The organism is Sphingomonas sp. MJ1 (PH-R8) (genome assembly GCF_048058635.1).
GTDB lineage: Bacteria > Pseudomonadota > Alphaproteobacteria > Sphingomonadales > Sphingomonadaceae > Sphingomonas.
In genome coordinates, this window is the sequence record NZ_JBBEFX010000002.1 from 141,008 (window position 1) to 154,693 (window position 13,686).

The window sequence follows — 13,686 nt, forward strand, 5'->3', positions numbered from 1 at the left end:
CTGATATGGAACAAGACAGGAACGCTGAGGAATTGCGAGCGGGGCTGGAGCCGAAGGGCTGCGGCGCCGTCTTGCGTTCGGGGGAGGGGCGATGGCGCGGCAGATCGGGACGGGATCGGAAGCAGCATCGGGAACGGGGCGCACCCGCTCGATCGGGGTCGGGGTGCAAAGCGCGTTCCTGGATCACCTGGCGGCGACCGGCAGCGTGGAGGCAGCCGCCGAGGCGGTCGCGATCGCGCCGCTGCAGGCCTATGCCGCGTGCCGGAGCGATGCGGGCTTTGCCGAGGGCTGGCGCGCCGCGCTGCGGGTCGGATACGACCGGCTGGAGGCGATGCTGATCGAGCGTACGGCCGCGGTGTTGACCGGCACGTCGAGCGAACCGCTGGAAACGCCGGACGTGCTGTTCGCGCTGCGGCTGATCGAGCGGCAGCGCGAGGCGGAGGCGCCCGCGGGCAAGCGCGCCAAGGCGGGCGCGGGCGCGGCGGACAAGACGGATGCGGCGATCCTTAAGCGGTTGGCGATGCTGAGCAAGCGTCATGCGGCGGAGGAGGCGCGGGCGCGCCGGACTGAGGAGGGGGGCGATGCGTGAGCCCGGCGGAGGAGCGCGAGGCGGCGATGCGGGCGCTGGCCCGTGCCGACCCGGCCACGCAGGCGGCGACGCTGGCGATCCTGTCGCCGGAGCAACGGCGTGAGCTGTTGCATCGCTGGGAACGCTGGGCGCATCCCGGCCAGCTGCCGACCGCGGAAGGCTGGCGGATCTGGCTGATCCTGGCCGGCCGCGGCTTTGGCAAGACGCGGGCAGCGTCGGAGTGGGTGTCCGAATTCGCGCGCAGCCACCCCCAGGCGCGGATCGCGCTGGTGGGGGCGACGCTCGACGACGTGCACCGGGTGATGGTGGGCGGCGAGGGCGGGTTGCAGGCGAGCGCGCACGACGACGAGCCGATGCTGTGGAAGGGAGGCGTGCTGCACTTCGCCTCGGGGGCAAAGGCGTTCGCCTATTCGGCGGAGGCGCCCGAGAAGCTGCGCGGACCCGAGCACCATGCCGGCTGGTGCGACGAGATCGCCAAGTGGCGCCTGGGCGATGCGGCCTGGGACAATCTGATGATGGGGATGCGGCTGGGCACGCATCCGCAGCTGGTGGTGACCACCACCCCCAAGCCGGGCGCGCTGCTGCGGCGGGTGCGGACGCTACCGGGCGTGCACGAGACGCATGGGCGGACGGTCGACAACCCGCACCTGCCGGCGAGCTTCGTCGAGGCGATGGCGGCGCAGTACGCGGGCACGCGGCTGGGGCGGCAGGAGCTCGACGGGGAGTTGCTCGAGGATGTGCAGGGAGCGCTGTGGACGCGCGGGCTGATCGAGCGGTGCCGGGTCGCGACCACGCCCGAGTTGGTGCGGGTGGTGGTGGGCGTCGACCCGCCCGCGAGTGCGGACGGGGATGCGTGCGGGATCGTGGCGGCGGGCCTGGGCGGGGACGGGCGCGGCTATGTGTTGGAGGATGCGAGTGCGTCCGGGCTGACGCCCGACGGCTGGGCCCGGGCGGTGGCAGCGTGCGCCGCGCGTCACGATGCGGACCGGGTGGTGGCGGAGGCGAACCAGGGCGGCGCGATGGTGGAGACGGTGCTGCGCACGGCCGAGGCGGCGCTGCCGGTACGGCTGGTGCATGCCTCGCGCGGCAAGTCGGCACGGGCCGAGCCGATCGCCGCACTCTACGAGCGCGGACGGATCGCGCACGCCGGTGCCTTTCCGACGCTGGAGGACGAGCTGTGCGGGTTGGTGGCGGGCGGCGGCTACGAGGGGCCGGGCCGGTCCCCCGATCGCGCCGATGCGCTGGTGTGGGCGATGGACGAGCTGATGCTCGGCCGCCGCGGGGCTGCCTCGGTACGGGGGCTGTGAGCCTGGATCAGGTGAAGAGCGACAGGAACAGGAGCACGAAGGCGGCGGCGCACACGCTGCCGCCGATGGTGAGGTGGCGAGTGGCGGAGCGGGCATAGGGCTCGCCGCCGGCGGGGCGGACCTGCTGGCGGCGGATGCGCCAGCCGGCCCAGACGAACATGCCGCCCAGCCAGAACAGCATCAGCGATGCGGGGAACAGGGCGAAGTGTGCGCTTTGCGGCATCCAGACTCTCCTTGGCGGAGGAAGCTAGCATGAAATGGTTCGGCAGGAAGAGCCTGGGCGCACAGGGCGCCGTGGGCGAGGGACGGCGGCCGGCGCTGTCGCCGGGCGGATCGGTCGCGGCGCTGGGCAGCTGGCCGACGAGCTACGAGGCGCAGGTGCGCGCGGGCTATCTGGAGAATGCGATCGCGCAGCGCGCGGTGCGGATGGTGGCAGAGGGCGTGGCGGGCGCCCCGGTCACGGGCGCGGACCGGGAGTTGGTGCGGCTGGTGTGCCGGCGCTCGGCAGGCCAGGTGCTGGTGGAGACGATCGCGGCGCAGCTGCTGCTGCACGGCAATGCGTTCGTGCAGTTGCTGGACGATGGGCGCGGCGGGGTGGGCGAGCTCTATGCGCTTCGGCCCGAGCGGGTGGCGGTGGAGCCGGATGCCAATGGCTGGCCGGTGGCGTTCCGCTATCGGGTGGGTGCGCAGGTGCAGCGGCTGGCGGCGGAGGATGGCCGCGGGCGGGCGACGGTGGTGCACATCAAGGCGTTTCATCCGCTCGACGATCATTATGGGCTGGGGTGCCTGGGCGCGGCGGCGGGAGCGATCGCGGTCCACAATGCGGCGGCGCGCTGGAACAAGGCGCTGCTCGACAATGCGGCGCGGCCCTCGGGCGCACTGGTCTATGACCCCGGCGACGGCGGCGTGCTGTCGCGCGACCAGTTCGACCGGCTCCGCGCCGAGATGGAAGCGGGCTTTGCGGGCGCCGCCAATGCCGGGCGGCCGATGCTGCTGGAAGGCGGGCTCAAGTGGCAGGCGATGAGCCTGACGCCGGCCGACATGGACTTCAACGGGCTGAAGGCACAGGCGGCGCGGGAGATCGCGCTGGCGTTCGGGGTGCCGCCGATGCTGCTGGGGCTGCCCGGCGACAACACCTACGCCAATTATCGCGAGGCCAACCGGGCGCTCTGGCGGCTGTCGATCCTGCCGCTTGCCGAGCGGATCCTGGCGGAGCTGAGCCAAGGATTGGCCGGGCATTTCGCGGAGCCGGCGCTGTCGGTGGACCTCGACCGGGTGCCGGCGCTGGCGGAGGACCGCGAGCGGCTGTGGGGCCAAGTGAGCGGGGCGGAGTTTCTGACGCGCGAGGAGAAGCGCGCGATGGTGGGCGTGGGGCCGGTCGTCGGCGCCGGCCTCTAACCTCGCACGGGCAGGGTGCAGGTGAGGGTGGTGCGCTCGAAGCGGCCGCCCTGGGCCGCGCATTGCTTGCCGCGGACGAAGGGCATCACGAACGCGATCGAGACCAGGGCCGCGAATGCGGCGAACAGGACGATACGGAGCCGGCGACGCATGGCCGGGACGTAACAGGCGGAGGCGGCGATGGACAATGCGCAGGTGCTGGCGCAGCTGATGGGCCAGGCGCGGCAGGACGGTGCCGACCTGGCGACGCTGCGCGCGATGGTGGAGGAAGCGGGCGAGGTCGGCGCGACGCGTGCGCTCACCCGGCTGGGGCTGGAGGACGCGGCCGCCCATGGCGACATGAAGGAGCTGCGCGAACTCTTGGCCGCCTGGCGCGATGCCAAGCGATCGGCGGCGCGCGCGGCGATCGGCTGGGTGGTGCGGATGCTGCTGGCGCTGGTGCTGGTGGGGGTGGCGGTGAAGACCGGTTTCGGCGCGTGGGTGCGATGAGCGTGCGCTTTGCCGGCTACGCCGCGATCTTTGACGTGCCGGACCGCGGCGGCGACGTGGTGCGTGCGGGCGCCTTTGCCGGCGCCGGGCCGGTGCCGCTGCTGTGGCAGCACCGGGGAGCGCCGGTCGGCCGGATCGAGCAACTCGCGGAGGACAGCCGGGGTCTGCGCGTCATCGGGCGCGTGGAGCTGCCGGAGCTTGCCCGACTGGTTCGGGACGGCGCGCTGGGTGGGCTGTCGTTCGGGTATCGCGTGCAGGCGGCGCGGCACGGGCGGTGGCGCGAGCTGGAGCGGCTGGAGCTGATCGAGGTGAGCCTGGTGGCGGTGCCGATGCAGCCGCTGGCGTGGGTGCATGCGGTGGCGCCGGGGTGACGGCGCGGAGCTTTGAAGCGTGGTGAGGGCGTCCCGGTGGGGCGCCCTTTTCTTTTTCAGGAGACGGTGATGATCGAGACTAAGGCAGATGCGCTGGAGGCGAGCTTCGCAGGCGTGGAGGGTGCGGGGACGCCGGCGGCGCGGCCGATGCTGGCGGGGGCGGCGGCCCGGCCGGCCGGTGCGGCGTTCGAGGGCTTCGTGCGCAGCGGTGCGACGCTGGAGATGAAGGCGTTCACCGGTACGACCGGCGAGAGCGGCGGCTATGCCGTGCCGAGCGAGATCGACCGGCAGATCGACACGCTGCTGAAGTCGGCGAGCCCGATCCGTGCCATCGCCAACGTCGTGAAGGTCGGGAGTGCCGGCTATCGCAAGCTGGTGACGAGCGGCGGCACGCCGTCCGGCTGGGCGTCGGAAACGGCGGCGCGGCCGGAGACGGCGACGCCGACCTTCCACGAGGTGTCGCCGCCGATGGGCGACCTCTACGCCAATCCGGCGGCGAGCCAGGCGATGCTGGACGATGCCGCGTTCGACGTGGAGGAATGGCTGGCGGGCGAGATCGCGGCCGAGTTTGCGGCGGCCGAGGGGCGGGCGTTCGTCGACGGCAGTGGCATCAACCAGCCCAAGGGCTTCCTGCGCGAGCCGGTCTCCACGGCAGGCGATGCGGCGCGGGCGTTCGGGACGTTGCAGTATCTGCCGAGCGGGGAGGCTGGCGATTTCGGCAGCGAGCCGCAGGACCGGCTGATCGACCTGGTGCAGAGCCTGCGCGCGCCGTATCGCCAGGGCGCGGTGTTCGTGATGAATGCGGCGACCTCGACCCGCATCCGCAAGCTCAAGACGGCGGACGGCGCGTTCCTGTGGCAGCCGGGACTCGTGTCCGGCCAGCCCGATACGTTGCTCGGCTATCCGGTGGTGGAAGCGGAGGAGATGCCGGACATCGCGCCGGGCAGCCTGTCGATCGCGTTCGGCAACTTCCGGCTGGGGTATCTGATCGCGGAGCGGCAGGAGACGCAGATCCTGCGCGATCCCTATTCGAACAAGCCGTTCGTGCACTTCTACGCGACCAAGCGCGTGGGCGGGCAGGTGAGCAATTCGGAGGCGATCAAGCTGATGAAGTTCGCCGCGGCCTAAGCGACCGCTTGTCCGGCGCGGGGAGCACCTGCGCCGGACCCTTCTTCCTGCCCAACCATCACGGAGCTGCCCCATGGAGACGCCACCCATCCCGGAGGCGGCGATCGCTGCCGCCTGCGCGGCCGCGCTTGCGCACCTGCGCATGGCGGCGACGAGCGAGCAGGCGGTGCTGGAGCAGGCCGCCGCGACTGCCTTTGCGGTGTGCGAGACGTTCACGGGCCATGCGCTGATCGCGCGCGACTGGCAGGCGGTGGTGCCGGCGACGGCGCGCTGGACGCCGCTGCCGGTGCAGCCGGTGACGGCGATCACCCGGGTCGACGGCCTGCCGGCGGAGGGCAGCGCCTTTCCCCTGCCGGCCGGAAGCTATGCGATCGACCTGACCGCCGATGGTGTCGGCTGGGTGAAGGCGATGCTTCCCGGCAGCGCGGGGCGGCTACGCATCGGCTTTCGCGCGGGGCTGGCCGAGGGTTGGGAGGCGCTGCCGGCGCCGATTGCGCAAGGCATGGTGCTGCTGATCGCGCATCTGTTCGCCAGCGGCAACGCGGGCGGGGAGCCGCCGGCGGCGGTGGCGGCGCTGTGGCGGCCGTGGCGGCGACTGCGGCTGGCGCCGGAGGTGCGGCGATGAGGGCGCGGCTGCTGGCGCGCGGCGAGACGGCGGGCGCGCATGCGGTCGCGGCGGCGGTGGCGCGGATCGGTGAGGCTGCGCGGGGCGGTGCGGCCGGGGTGCGGGGGATTCGGGTCGAGAGCGACGACGACTCCGTGACGATCGAAGGGCGCGGGCTGTGGCGGCGCCGGATAGAGGATGCGCGGGTGCGCTGGCTGGGGGCGGAGCGATGAGCGCGCAGACGGTGCTGGGCGAGGCGCTGGTGGCGGCGCTGACCGCGCATGCCGGCGTCATGCGGCTGGTGACGGCGGTGTTCGATGCGCCGCCGGTGCGCGCGGCGCGGCCCTATGCGGAGGTGGCGGAGGCGCTGCTGACCGACTGGAGCACCAAGGACATGGCGGGCCGGGAAGGCCGGATCGCGATCGTGCTGCGCGACGCGGGCGAGCGGCCGGTGCGGCTGCGCGTGCTGGCGGGTGAGGTGGATGCGGCCGTCGAAGCGCTGCCGCGCGACTTGGGCGAGGGCTGGCGGATCGCGAGCCTGGTGCCGGTGCGCAGCCGCATCGTGCGGGAGGGCGAAGGGCTGTGGGCCGGCACCAACGAATATCGGGTGCGCATGCTGCGGATGCAGTGACGAAGGAGGCAAGACATGGCGGCGGAAAAGGGAAGCGCGTTCCTGTTGAAGGTGGGCGACGGCCAGGTGCCGCCCGGCTTCACCACGGTGGCGGGGCTGCGCACGACGCAGCTGTCGATCAACGGCGAGGCGGTGGCGATCACGTCCAAGGATTCCGGCGGGTGGCGCGAACTGCTGTCGGGAGCCGGTGTGCGATCGGTCAGTGTGTCGGGTGCGGGAGTGTTCACCGGATCGGCGGCGGAGGCTCGGCTGAAGGCGAATGCGCTGGCGGGCACGATCGATGACTATCGGCTGAGCTTCGAGAGCGGGGAGACGATGACCGGGCGGTTCCTGCTGACCCGGCTCGACTACGCCGGGGATTACAACGGCGAGCGCAGCTACACGCTGGCGCTGGAAAGCTCCGGTGCGGTGGTGTCCGCATGAGCGGGGAACCGGCCAATCCGGTGCGCGGTGAGGCGGAGCTGCGGGTTGCGGGCGAGCGGCTGGTGTTGCGGCCGAGCTTCGCCGCGCTGGTTGCGGCCGAGGGCGAGCTGGGGCCGTTGTTCGCGCTGGTTGAGCGGGCGGCGGCGGGGAAGCTGGCGCTCGGCGAACTGGTGGCGCTGTTCTGGCACTGCCTGCGCGAGCGGCCCGAGGCGCTGACCCGGGAGGCGCTGGGCGAGGCGGTAGTGGCGGGCGGGCTGGCGGCGGCGACGCCGGCGTTGCGGCAGTTGCTGGCGCAGATCCTGGGCGGACGGTGAGCGAGCGCTTCGCCGACGCGGCGGCGCGGTTGGCGGGGATGGCGGGGCTGTGGTTCGGCTGGAGCCCTGACACCTTCTGGCGGGCGACTCCTGCCGAGCTCGGCGCGCTGGTGAAGGCGGCGGGCGGCGAGGCGGGCACGGCGCCGCCCGATGCGGGCACGCTTGCCCGGCTGATGGAGGCATTCCCCGATGGATGAGGAAATCGAGCGGCTGGTGGTGTCGGTGCGCGCCGATACCGCCGGCTTCGCGCGCGATGTGACGGCAATGCAGAACAGCCTGGAGGGGCCATTCGCGAGCGGCGTCGACCGGGCTGGGCGGGCGCTGGAGACGACGCTGGTGCGGGCGGTGCGCAGCGGATCGATGGGCTTCGAGGACCTGGGGCGGATCGCCAACCAGGTGCTGGGCGAGATCGCCGCGGGCGCGATGCGCAGCGGGCTGGACACGCTGCTGGGCGGAGCGGCGAGCGGGGGCGGGTTGCTGGGATCGTTGCTGGGGCTGGTGTCCGGCGCGCCGGGGCGGGCCACGGGCGGCCCGGTCAGTCCGCAGCGGCCCTATTGGGTCGGCGAGCGCGGGCCGGAACTGTTCGTGCCCACCAGCAGCGGCAGCGTCGGGGTGCCGCAGGCCGGCGGCGGGCGGGACGTGCGGATTGCGATCTCGATCCAGGCGGGATCGGGCGAGGCCCCGCGCGCGCTGGCGCAATCGGGCCGGCAGGTCGCGCGTGCGGTGAAGGCCGCGCTGGTGGACCTCGACTGAGCGGGAGAGCTTCATGGGATATTGGCTGGCGCGCGGGCGGACCGTGCAGGCGGAGGATGTGCTCACCCGCTTCGACCCGCGCTTCTGGACGGTGAACTTTCCGCGGCCGATGATGGCCTCGATCGTGTCGACCGGCCCGGATGCTTTGCGGGTGGATGCGGTGTTCTACCGCAGGGACGATCTCGCGGGACTGATCTGGGAGTCGGAGGACCAGCACGACCACCCGCTGCTCGGCTATGCGACCGAGCGCGACTATCGCCGGTGTCGCCTGCGCTTCCGCTGGCGATCGGGCGGGGTGCGGCCGCTGGACGCGGTGCATGGGCCCGTGCTGACGATCGAGGGGCGCGACGCTGCCGGCACCCCGCGGGCCTGGTATGTGCGGCTGTGGAACTATGCCTCCGGCACGCCCGAGGACGCGGTGGTGGAGATCGACTTCGCCACTGCGACCGGCGGGTTCGAGCTTTCCACCGACGCGGACCCGGTGTGGGCGGGGGATGTCGACCGCATGTTCGTGTCGCTGGTGGCGCCGGACTATGATGGCGAGGACGCGTTGCTGCCGGGGCCGGCGGAAGGATGGGTCGAGCTGTCCGAGATCGCCTGCGACGGGCCGGACTCGGTGCTGGCGATCGGGGCGCCGATCCTGCCCGAGCATGGCCTGTCGATCGCGAGCGGCTATGACGACAGCTACCACCTGACGCCGGCTCGGCTGCTGCGCAATGCGCTGCACCTGGGGTATCGCGGCAGCATCGTCCACTATGTCGGGATGAGCCACTATTTCCGGCTCAAGGCGAACGGCGGGAGCCTGTACGCGAGCCTGGCAGGGGGCGTGCTCAACACGCCGTGCGTGGCCTGGCACCGGCATTTCGCCGCGGAGGCGCGGGCGCTTGGCTATGGCGTGATCTGGTCGCTGTCCTACGAGCTGCTCGACCAGCATTGCTGGGGCGATTGGAAGCAGCGTGCAGACGATGGATCGCCGGCGCTGACCGGGTGGGAGCCGCCGTCGGCGCTGCTCTCGCCGGCGCATGGTGGCGCGATGGCGTATCTGCAGCAGGTGGCGCAGGCGTTCGTGCGGCTGGCGATCGAGGCGGGGCTCGCCGTCCGGTTCCAAGTGGGCGAGCCGTGGTGGTGGGTGATGCCGGACGGGCGGCCGTGCCTGTACGACGCGGCCGCGCAGGCGCTGCTCGATCCGGTCGAGATCCCGAGCGTGCGAGGGCCGCTCGACGATGCGCAGACGGCGTTGCTCGACCGCGCCGGTGCGGTGCTGGCGGCGTCGACGGCCACGCTGACGGGGGCGGTGCGGGAGGTGGCGCCCGAGGCGGAGACGCTGCTGCTCGCCTATCTGCCGACAGTGCTCGATGCGGCGGCGCCCGAGCTCAAGCGCGCGAACCTGCCGATCGGCTGGGCCTCACCCGCGTTCGACGTGCTCCAGCTGGAGGATTACGACTGGGCGGCCGTTGGCGATGTCGCGGCGACCGCGCGCGGGATCGCAGCGGCCGAGGCGCGGCTGGGCTATCCGCCCGAGCGCCAACAGTATTTCGCAGGCTTCGTGCTGCGGCCCGAAGATGCCGGACAATGGCAGGCGATCGACCGGGCTGCGGAGACGGCGCGGGCACGCGGCGTGGCGGCGACTTTCGTCTGGGCGCTGCCGCAGGTGATCCGTGACGGCTTCGTGCACTTCGACGAGGGAGGGGATGCGATGCAGGCGTTCGACGACGTGCGCTTTCCACTGGCGCTGGGGCGAGAGGCCGAGGTGGCGCCGGAGCTGTCGACCGCGATCGTCACCAGCGCGGGTGGCGCGGAGAAGCGGAACGCGGATTGGGCACAGCCGCGGACCCGCTACGATGTGGGGCCGGGCGTGCGATCCGAGGCGGACATCGCGACGCTGCTCGCTTTCTTCCGCGCTCGGATGGGGCCGGCGCGCGGGTTCCGACTGACGGACCCCTTCGACAATAGTTCCGGCGAGGATGTCAGCCCCGGAGACCAGCCGATCGGGATCGGGGATGGCATCACGACGCGCTTCCCGCTCGTGAAGCACTATGGCGAGGTGGCGCGGCGGATCACGCGGCCCGTGGCCGGCAGCGTCCGGGTGGCCGTGGATGGGCTCGAGACGCACGGCTTCTCCGTGGAATCCGGCGGGGCGGTGGCACTGGACATCGCCCCGCCCGCCGGAGCCCTGGTGACGGCGGGTTTCCGCTTCGACGTGCCGGTGCGCTTTGCGGAGGATCGGCTGGCGGTAAACCGCGCGACGTTCCTGGCGGGGGCGGCGCCTTCGGTGCCGCTGATCGAGTTGCGGGAGGCATGAGCGGCTGGCTTGAGGGGGCGCTCACCACGACCACCTTGTGCTGGCGGTTGGAGCGCAGCGACGGCGTAACGATCGGGCTGACGGCGCATGATCGCGACGTGATCGTGGAGGGCCTGCGCTATCGCGCCGCGCCGGGGATGACGCCGTCTGCGATCCGGCGCGGCGACTTGATGGATGCCGACGACATGGAGGCGAGCGGGCCCCTCAGCATGGACGCCATCGGCGAGACCGACCTGCTCGCCGGGCGATGGGATGGCGCGCGGATCGCCGTGTTTGCGGTCGACTGGACGCGGCCCACGGAACCGCTGCTGCTGGGCGAGGGGCGATTGGGCGCTGTCGAGACGGCGGACGGCGCGTTCACCGCGGAGCTGCGTGGCGCGGCGTTCGCGCTGGAACAGGCGGTGGTGGAGGAAACCTCACCAGGCTGCCGCGCGCGCTTGGGCGATCGGCGCTGCCGCGTCCCCATGGCCGGCAGGCGGCGGTTTGCGCGCGTGGTCGCATCGGAAGGGCGGCAGCTGACGCTCGACCGGGTGGAGCCGGCCGCGGATGCCTATGGCGCAGGCCGACTGCGCTGGTTCGGCGGCGCCAATGCGGGGCTGGAGGCGGCGATCGCCGCGTCCGATGGCGCGACCCTGACGCTGGAGCGCGTGCCGCCGCTGCCCGTCGCCGGAGGCGAGCTGCTGGAGCTGGTCGAAGGGTGCGACAAGAGGCTGGAGACCTGTGCCGCCCGCTTCGCCAACGCGATCAACTTTCGCGGTGAACCCTATCTGCCGGGGATCGACCTGCTCACCCGCTATCCCGGCGCATGAGCGGCAATCTGCGGATCGTCGCCGGGGCGCGGCGGGCGGTGGGAAGCCGGTTCCGCCTGCAAGGGCGAGACCCCGCGCTCGGCCTCGATTGCGTGGGCCTGGTGGCGGTGGCGCTGGCAGCGGACGGGCATCCGGGGAGCGTGCCTGCCGATTACGCGCTTCGATCGGGCGACGTCGCGAAGGTGGAAGCCCTGCTGCGCGCAGCGGGCCTGGTGCCGATCGCGGATGGCGAACCGGGCGATGTGGTGCTGCTCCGGCCCGGTGCGGGCCAGCTGCACCTGGCGATCCTGAGCGAGGACGGCGTCATCCACGCCGACGCGATGCTCCGGCGCGTGGTCGAGCGTCCGGGGGCGCTGCCCTTTCCGGTGGTGGGGACGTGGCGCTGGCAAGGAGGAGAGGGCTGATGGCGACGCTGGTGCTGACGGTGGTCGGCGGAGCGGTGGGCGGGCCGATCGGAGCGGCGCTGGGAGCGACGCTCGGCCGCGCCGTGGACGGCAGCCTGTGGGGAGCCAAGGGACGGCAAGGCCCGCGGCTCACCGAACTGGCGGTGCAGACCTCATCCTATGCAACCCAGATTCCGCGGGTGTTCGGGACCATGCGGGTGGCGGGATCTGTGATCTGGGCGACCGAACTGGTTGAGACGCGCAGCAGCGACAGCGCGGGCAAGGGGCAGCCGAGCGTCACGCGCTACAGCTATTCGGCGAATTTCGCGGTGCTGTTGTCGGGGCGTCCGATCCAGGGCGTCCGGCGAATCTGGGCGGACGGCAAGCTGTTGAGGGGCGCGGCCGGCGACTGGAAGGCGCAGACCGGCTTTCGCCTGTATCCGGGGGACGAGGCGCAGCAGCCGGACCCGCTGATCGCGGCAGTGGAGGGGCACGGCCTGGCACCTGCACATCGGGGCTGCGCCTATGCGGTGTTCGAAGGGCTGCAACTCGCCGACTTCGGCAACCGCATCCCGTCGTTGACCTTCGAAGTGGACGCCGACCCGGAGCCGGTGACTGCGGGCGCCGTGATCCAGGAACTGAGCGGCGGCAACATCGGTGCCGGCGAGGGGGCGCTGCCGCTGGTCGGCTATTCGGCGCAGGGGGACAGCGTGCGCGCGGCGGTGGAAACGCTGCTGACGCCGGCGGGTTATTGGATCGGCGAGGACGGGGTGCGCGCCGACGCCGGCCACGCGACCACCATCGGAGACCTGGCTGCACGCGTGGATGGGGCGGGGCCGGGCCGGGGCGTGCGGACGATCGCGGCGAGCGACAAGGCGCCCGCCGAGGTGACGATCGGCTATTATGAGGCGGCGCGCGACTACCAGACCGGGGTTCAGCGTGCCGTTCGCTCCGGTGCGACCGGGCGGGGCGTCCGGATCGAGCTGCCGGCCGTGATCGCTCCCGAGCATGCGCGCGGGCTCGCCGCGCGTGCCGTCGACGCGCTGGATCTGGCGCGGGAAACGCGGCGGGTGTGCCTCGACTGGAGCCACGCCGCCATCGTCCCGGGGGACCGGGTGCAGATCGAGGGCGAAGCCGGCCAGTGGCGGGTGCAAGGCTGGACGCTCGAGCACATGGTGCTGACGCTCGACCTGATGCGGATCGTGGGCGCGGCGATTCCCACGCGTGCGGCTTCGGGCGGGCGGGGGACCCTCGCTCCCGATACGTTGCACGGGCCTACGCGTCTGATGGCGTTCGAACTGCCCCCGATCGACGAGCGCACGATGGAGGTGGCGCAGGTGGCAGTGCTCGCTTCGGGGATGCTGCCGGGGTGGCGCCGCGCCGCCCTGCTGGTGAGCGAGGATGCAGGCCAAAGCTGGGAAGCGGCCGGTGGCACTGCGGCACCCGCCGTTCTGGGGACGCTCGTGAGGGTTCCCGAAGCGGTTCCGGCGACGGTGGAGGATCGGCGTTCGACCCTGGAAGTGGATTTCCCGCACGACGCAATGACGCTGGCGGGGGCCAGTGGTGCGGCGCTCGACCTGGGCGCGAACTTGGCGATGGTGGGCGACGAGTTGCTCCAGTTCGCCGAGGCCGTGCAGGTTGCGCCCAGGCGCTGGCGATTGCGACGGCTGTGGCGCGGTCGGCGCGGTACCGAGGCGGCGATCGGCAGCCAGCGGATGGGCGATGGCTTCGCCTTGATCCGTCCCGAAGCCCTGCGCAGCCTGGAGCCCCGCCGTAGCGGCAATGGCGCCCGGCTTCGGCTGCGTGCGATCGGGATCGACGATAGTGCGGAAGGTGTGTCCGCGGAGGTGGCCGTCACGGGCAAGTGGCGCCTTCCGCCGTCGCCCGTGCACCTGAGAGGCACCGCTCTCGCCGACGGCGCCTTGCAGCTCGAGTGGGTTCGACGCAGCCGCTCCGGCTGGCAGTGGCGCGATGGCGTCGAGGTGCCGTTGGGCGAGGATGCGGAAGCTTATGCAGTGCGCGTGCTCCGCGCCGAGGGCGGCGCGACCGCGATCGATTGCCCGGTGCCCCGGCTGACCCTGCCGCCCGCACGCGCGTCCGGTGCCTGCCGGATCGAGGTGCGGCAGATCGGCACCCACGGCCCGTCCGCTCCCGCCGTTCTGACCCTTTGCTGACGCGAGGTTCC

At 72.5% G+C, this 13,686-nt stretch carries 19 protein-coding genes; 17 read left to right on the forward strand and 2 right to left on the reverse strand.

Going from position 1 to position 13,686, the window contains the following annotated elements:
• Positions 1-91 precede the first annotated feature (91 nt).
• Both VPH46_RS02330 and VPH46_RS02335 read left to right on the forward strand, forming a co-directional pair.
• A complete protein-coding gene (locus VPH46_RS02330) occupies positions 92-589 on the forward strand; it encodes a hypothetical protein (protein WP_416608550.1) in 498 nt (165 codons plus the stop codon).
• 26 nt (positions 590-615) lie between these two features.
• Entirely contained in the window at positions 616-1,896 is a 1,281-nt protein-coding gene (locus tag VPH46_RS02335; RefSeq protein WP_416608813.1) for a DNA-packaging protein, read from the forward strand.
• 7 nt (positions 1,897-1,903) lie between these two features.
• On the opposite strand, the gene VPH46_RS02340 is transcribed toward VPH46_RS02335, so the two are convergent.
• The gene (locus VPH46_RS02340; RefSeq protein ID WP_125961742.1) at positions 1,904-2,119 is read right to left on the reverse strand and encodes a hypothetical protein; all 216 of its coding nucleotides are present in this window, start codon (positions 2,117-2,119) and stop codon (positions 1,904-1,906) included.
• A gap of 29 nt (positions 2,120-2,148) precedes the next feature.
• Here VPH46_RS02340 and VPH46_RS02345 point away from each other — a divergent pair, with 29 nt between their 5' ends.
• Positions 2,149-3,294, forward strand: a complete 1,146-nt coding sequence (locus VPH46_RS02345; RefSeq protein WP_416608552.1) for a phage portal protein — start codon at positions 2,149-2,151, stop codon at positions 3,292-3,294.
• On the opposite strand, the gene VPH46_RS02350 is transcribed toward VPH46_RS02345, so the two are convergent.
• On the reverse strand, positions 3,291-3,446 hold the full coding sequence (locus tag VPH46_RS02350) for a hypothetical protein (RefSeq protein WP_416608554.1): 156 nt from the start codon (positions 3,444-3,446) through the stop codon (positions 3,291-3,293). The genes VPH46_RS02345 and VPH46_RS02350 overlap by 4 nt on opposite strands.
• 28 nt (positions 3,447-3,474) lie before the next feature.
• Between VPH46_RS02350 and VPH46_RS02355 the strand changes: the two genes are divergently transcribed.
• From VPH46_RS02355 to VPH46_RS02420, 14 genes are all read left to right on the forward strand, one after another.
• Entirely contained in the window at positions 3,475-3,783 is a 309-nt protein-coding gene (locus VPH46_RS02355) for a DUF6127 family protein (RefSeq protein WP_129341646.1), read from the forward strand.
• A complete protein-coding gene (locus VPH46_RS02360) occupies positions 3,780-4,154 on the forward strand; it encodes an HK97 family phage prohead protease (protein WP_416608556.1) in 375 nt (124 codons plus the stop codon). Before VPH46_RS02355 ends, VPH46_RS02360 begins: the two co-directional genes overlap by 4 nt.
• A gap of 69 nt (positions 4,155-4,223) precedes the next feature.
• Positions 4,224-5,282 carry a phage major capsid protein gene (locus VPH46_RS02365; protein WP_416608558.1) on the forward strand — a complete coding sequence of 353 codons (1,059 nt, stop codon included), beginning with the start codon at positions 4,224-4,226 and terminating at the stop codon, positions 5,280-5,282.
• A 73-nt stretch (positions 5,283-5,355) separates the two neighbouring features.
• On the forward strand, positions 5,356-5,907 hold the full coding sequence (locus VPH46_RS02370) for a head-tail connector protein (RefSeq protein ID WP_416608560.1): 552 nt from the start codon (positions 5,356-5,358) through the stop codon (positions 5,905-5,907).
• Positions 5,904-6,119: a hypothetical protein gene (locus VPH46_RS02375; protein WP_416608562.1), complete on the forward strand. Its 216-nt coding sequence runs from the start codon at positions 5,904-5,906 to the stop codon at positions 6,117-6,119. Before VPH46_RS02370 ends, VPH46_RS02375 begins: the two co-directional genes overlap by 4 nt.
• Entirely contained in the window at positions 6,116-6,517 is a 402-nt protein-coding gene (gene gp17 / locus VPH46_RS02380; protein WP_416608564.1) for a tail completion protein gp17, read from the forward strand. The genes VPH46_RS02375 and gp17 overlap by 4 nt, the downstream gene beginning before the upstream one ends.
• A 15-nt stretch (positions 6,518-6,532) precedes the next feature.
• Positions 6,533-6,940: a phage major tail protein, TP901-1 family gene (locus tag VPH46_RS02385; RefSeq protein ID WP_132882384.1), complete on the forward strand. Its 408-nt coding sequence runs from the start codon at positions 6,533-6,535 to the stop codon at positions 6,938-6,940.
• Positions 6,937-7,254, forward strand: a complete 318-nt coding sequence (locus tag VPH46_RS02390; protein ID WP_416608566.1) for a gene transfer agent family protein — start codon at positions 6,937-6,939, stop codon at positions 7,252-7,254. The genes VPH46_RS02385 and VPH46_RS02390 overlap by 4 nt, the downstream gene beginning before the upstream one ends.
• 38 nt (positions 7,255-7,292) lie before the next feature.
• Positions 7,293-7,451, forward strand: a complete 159-nt coding sequence (locus tag VPH46_RS02395) for a phage tail assembly chaperone (RefSeq protein ID WP_416608815.1) — start codon at positions 7,293-7,295, stop codon at positions 7,449-7,451.
• Positions 7,444-8,007, forward strand: a complete 564-nt coding sequence (locus VPH46_RS02400) for a tail tape measure protein (protein ID WP_416608568.1) — start codon at positions 7,444-7,446, stop codon at positions 8,005-8,007. The genes VPH46_RS02395 and VPH46_RS02400 overlap by 8 nt, the downstream gene beginning before the upstream one ends.
• 13 nt (positions 8,008-8,020) lie before the next feature.
• Positions 8,021-10,309, forward strand: coding sequence for a TIGR02217 family protein (locus tag VPH46_RS02405; RefSeq protein WP_416608570.1), 2,289 nt, complete (start codon positions 8,021-8,023; stop codon positions 10,307-10,309).
• Positions 10,306-11,118 carry a DUF2163 domain-containing protein gene (locus tag VPH46_RS02410; protein WP_416608572.1) on the forward strand — a complete coding sequence of 271 codons (813 nt, stop codon included), beginning with the start codon at positions 10,306-10,308 and terminating at the stop codon, positions 11,116-11,118. Before VPH46_RS02405 ends, VPH46_RS02410 begins: the two co-directional genes overlap by 4 nt.
• Complete coding sequence (locus VPH46_RS02415; protein ID WP_416608574.1) at positions 11,115-11,522, forward strand: peptidoglycan endopeptidase; 408 nt, start codon at positions 11,115-11,117, stop codon at positions 11,520-11,522. Before VPH46_RS02410 ends, VPH46_RS02415 begins: the two co-directional genes overlap by 4 nt.
• The gene (locus VPH46_RS02420) at positions 11,522-13,675 is read left to right on the forward strand and encodes a phage tail protein (protein WP_416608576.1); all 2,154 of its coding nucleotides are present in this window, start codon (positions 11,522-11,524) and stop codon (positions 13,673-13,675) included. The genes VPH46_RS02415 and VPH46_RS02420 overlap by 1 nt, the downstream gene beginning before the upstream one ends.
• The last annotated feature ends 11 nt before the right edge of the window (positions 13,676-13,686 follow it).

What these genes read in the sequence shown, in the direction of transcription:
- VPH46_RS02330 (WP_416608550.1), top strand. Translation starts at nt 92, where the DNA reads ATGGCGCGGCAGATCGGGACGGGATCGGAAGCAGCATCGGGAACGGGG.
- VPH46_RS02335 (WP_416608813.1), top strand. Translation starts at nt 616, where the DNA reads ATGCGGGCGCTGGCCCGTGCCGACCCGGCCACGCAGGCGGCGACGCTG.
- VPH46_RS02340 (WP_125961742.1), bottom strand. Translation starts at nt 2,119, where the DNA reads ATGCCGCAAAGCGCACACTTCGCCCTGTTCCCCGCATCGCTGATGCTG.
- VPH46_RS02345 (WP_416608552.1), top strand. Translation starts at nt 2,149, where the DNA reads ATGAAATGGTTCGGCAGGAAGAGCCTGGGCGCACAGGGCGCCGTGGGC.
- VPH46_RS02350 (WP_416608554.1), bottom strand. Translation starts at nt 3,446, where the DNA reads ATGCGTCGCCGGCTCCGTATCGTCCTGTTCGCCGCATTCGCGGCCCTG.
- VPH46_RS02355 (WP_129341646.1), top strand. Translation starts at nt 3,475, where the DNA reads ATGGACAATGCGCAGGTGCTGGCGCAGCTGATGGGCCAGGCGCGGCAG.
- VPH46_RS02360 (WP_416608556.1), top strand. Translation starts at nt 3,780, where the DNA reads ATGAGCGTGCGCTTTGCCGGCTACGCCGCGATCTTTGACGTGCCGGAC.
- VPH46_RS02365 (WP_416608558.1), top strand. Translation starts at nt 4,224, where the DNA reads ATGATCGAGACTAAGGCAGATGCGCTGGAGGCGAGCTTCGCAGGCGTG.
- VPH46_RS02370 (WP_416608560.1), top strand. Translation starts at nt 5,356, where the DNA reads ATGGAGACGCCACCCATCCCGGAGGCGGCGATCGCTGCCGCCTGCGCG.
- VPH46_RS02375 (WP_416608562.1), top strand. Translation starts at nt 5,904, where the DNA reads ATGAGGGCGCGGCTGCTGGCGCGCGGCGAGACGGCGGGCGCGCATGCG.
- gp17 (WP_416608564.1), top strand. Translation starts at nt 6,116, where the DNA reads ATGAGCGCGCAGACGGTGCTGGGCGAGGCGCTGGTGGCGGCGCTGACC.
- VPH46_RS02385 (WP_132882384.1), top strand. Translation starts at nt 6,533, where the DNA reads ATGGCGGCGGAAAAGGGAAGCGCGTTCCTGTTGAAGGTGGGCGACGGC.
- VPH46_RS02390 (WP_416608566.1), top strand. Translation starts at nt 6,937, where the DNA reads ATGAGCGGGGAACCGGCCAATCCGGTGCGCGGTGAGGCGGAGCTGCGG.
- VPH46_RS02395 (WP_416608815.1), top strand. Translation starts at nt 7,293, where the DNA reads ATGGCGGGGCTGTGGTTCGGCTGGAGCCCTGACACCTTCTGGCGGGCG.
- VPH46_RS02400 (WP_416608568.1), top strand. Translation starts at nt 7,444, where the DNA reads ATGGATGAGGAAATCGAGCGGCTGGTGGTGTCGGTGCGCGCCGATACC.
- VPH46_RS02405 (WP_416608570.1), top strand. Translation starts at nt 8,021, where the DNA reads ATGGGATATTGGCTGGCGCGCGGGCGGACCGTGCAGGCGGAGGATGTG.
- VPH46_RS02410 (WP_416608572.1), top strand. Translation starts at nt 10,306, where the DNA reads ATGAGCGGCTGGCTTGAGGGGGCGCTCACCACGACCACCTTGTGCTGG.
- VPH46_RS02415 (WP_416608574.1), top strand. Translation starts at nt 11,115, where the DNA reads ATGAGCGGCAATCTGCGGATCGTCGCCGGGGCGCGGCGGGCGGTGGGA.
- VPH46_RS02420 (WP_416608576.1), top strand. Translation starts at nt 11,522, where the DNA reads ATGGCGACGCTGGTGCTGACGGTGGTCGGCGGAGCGGTGGGCGGGCCG.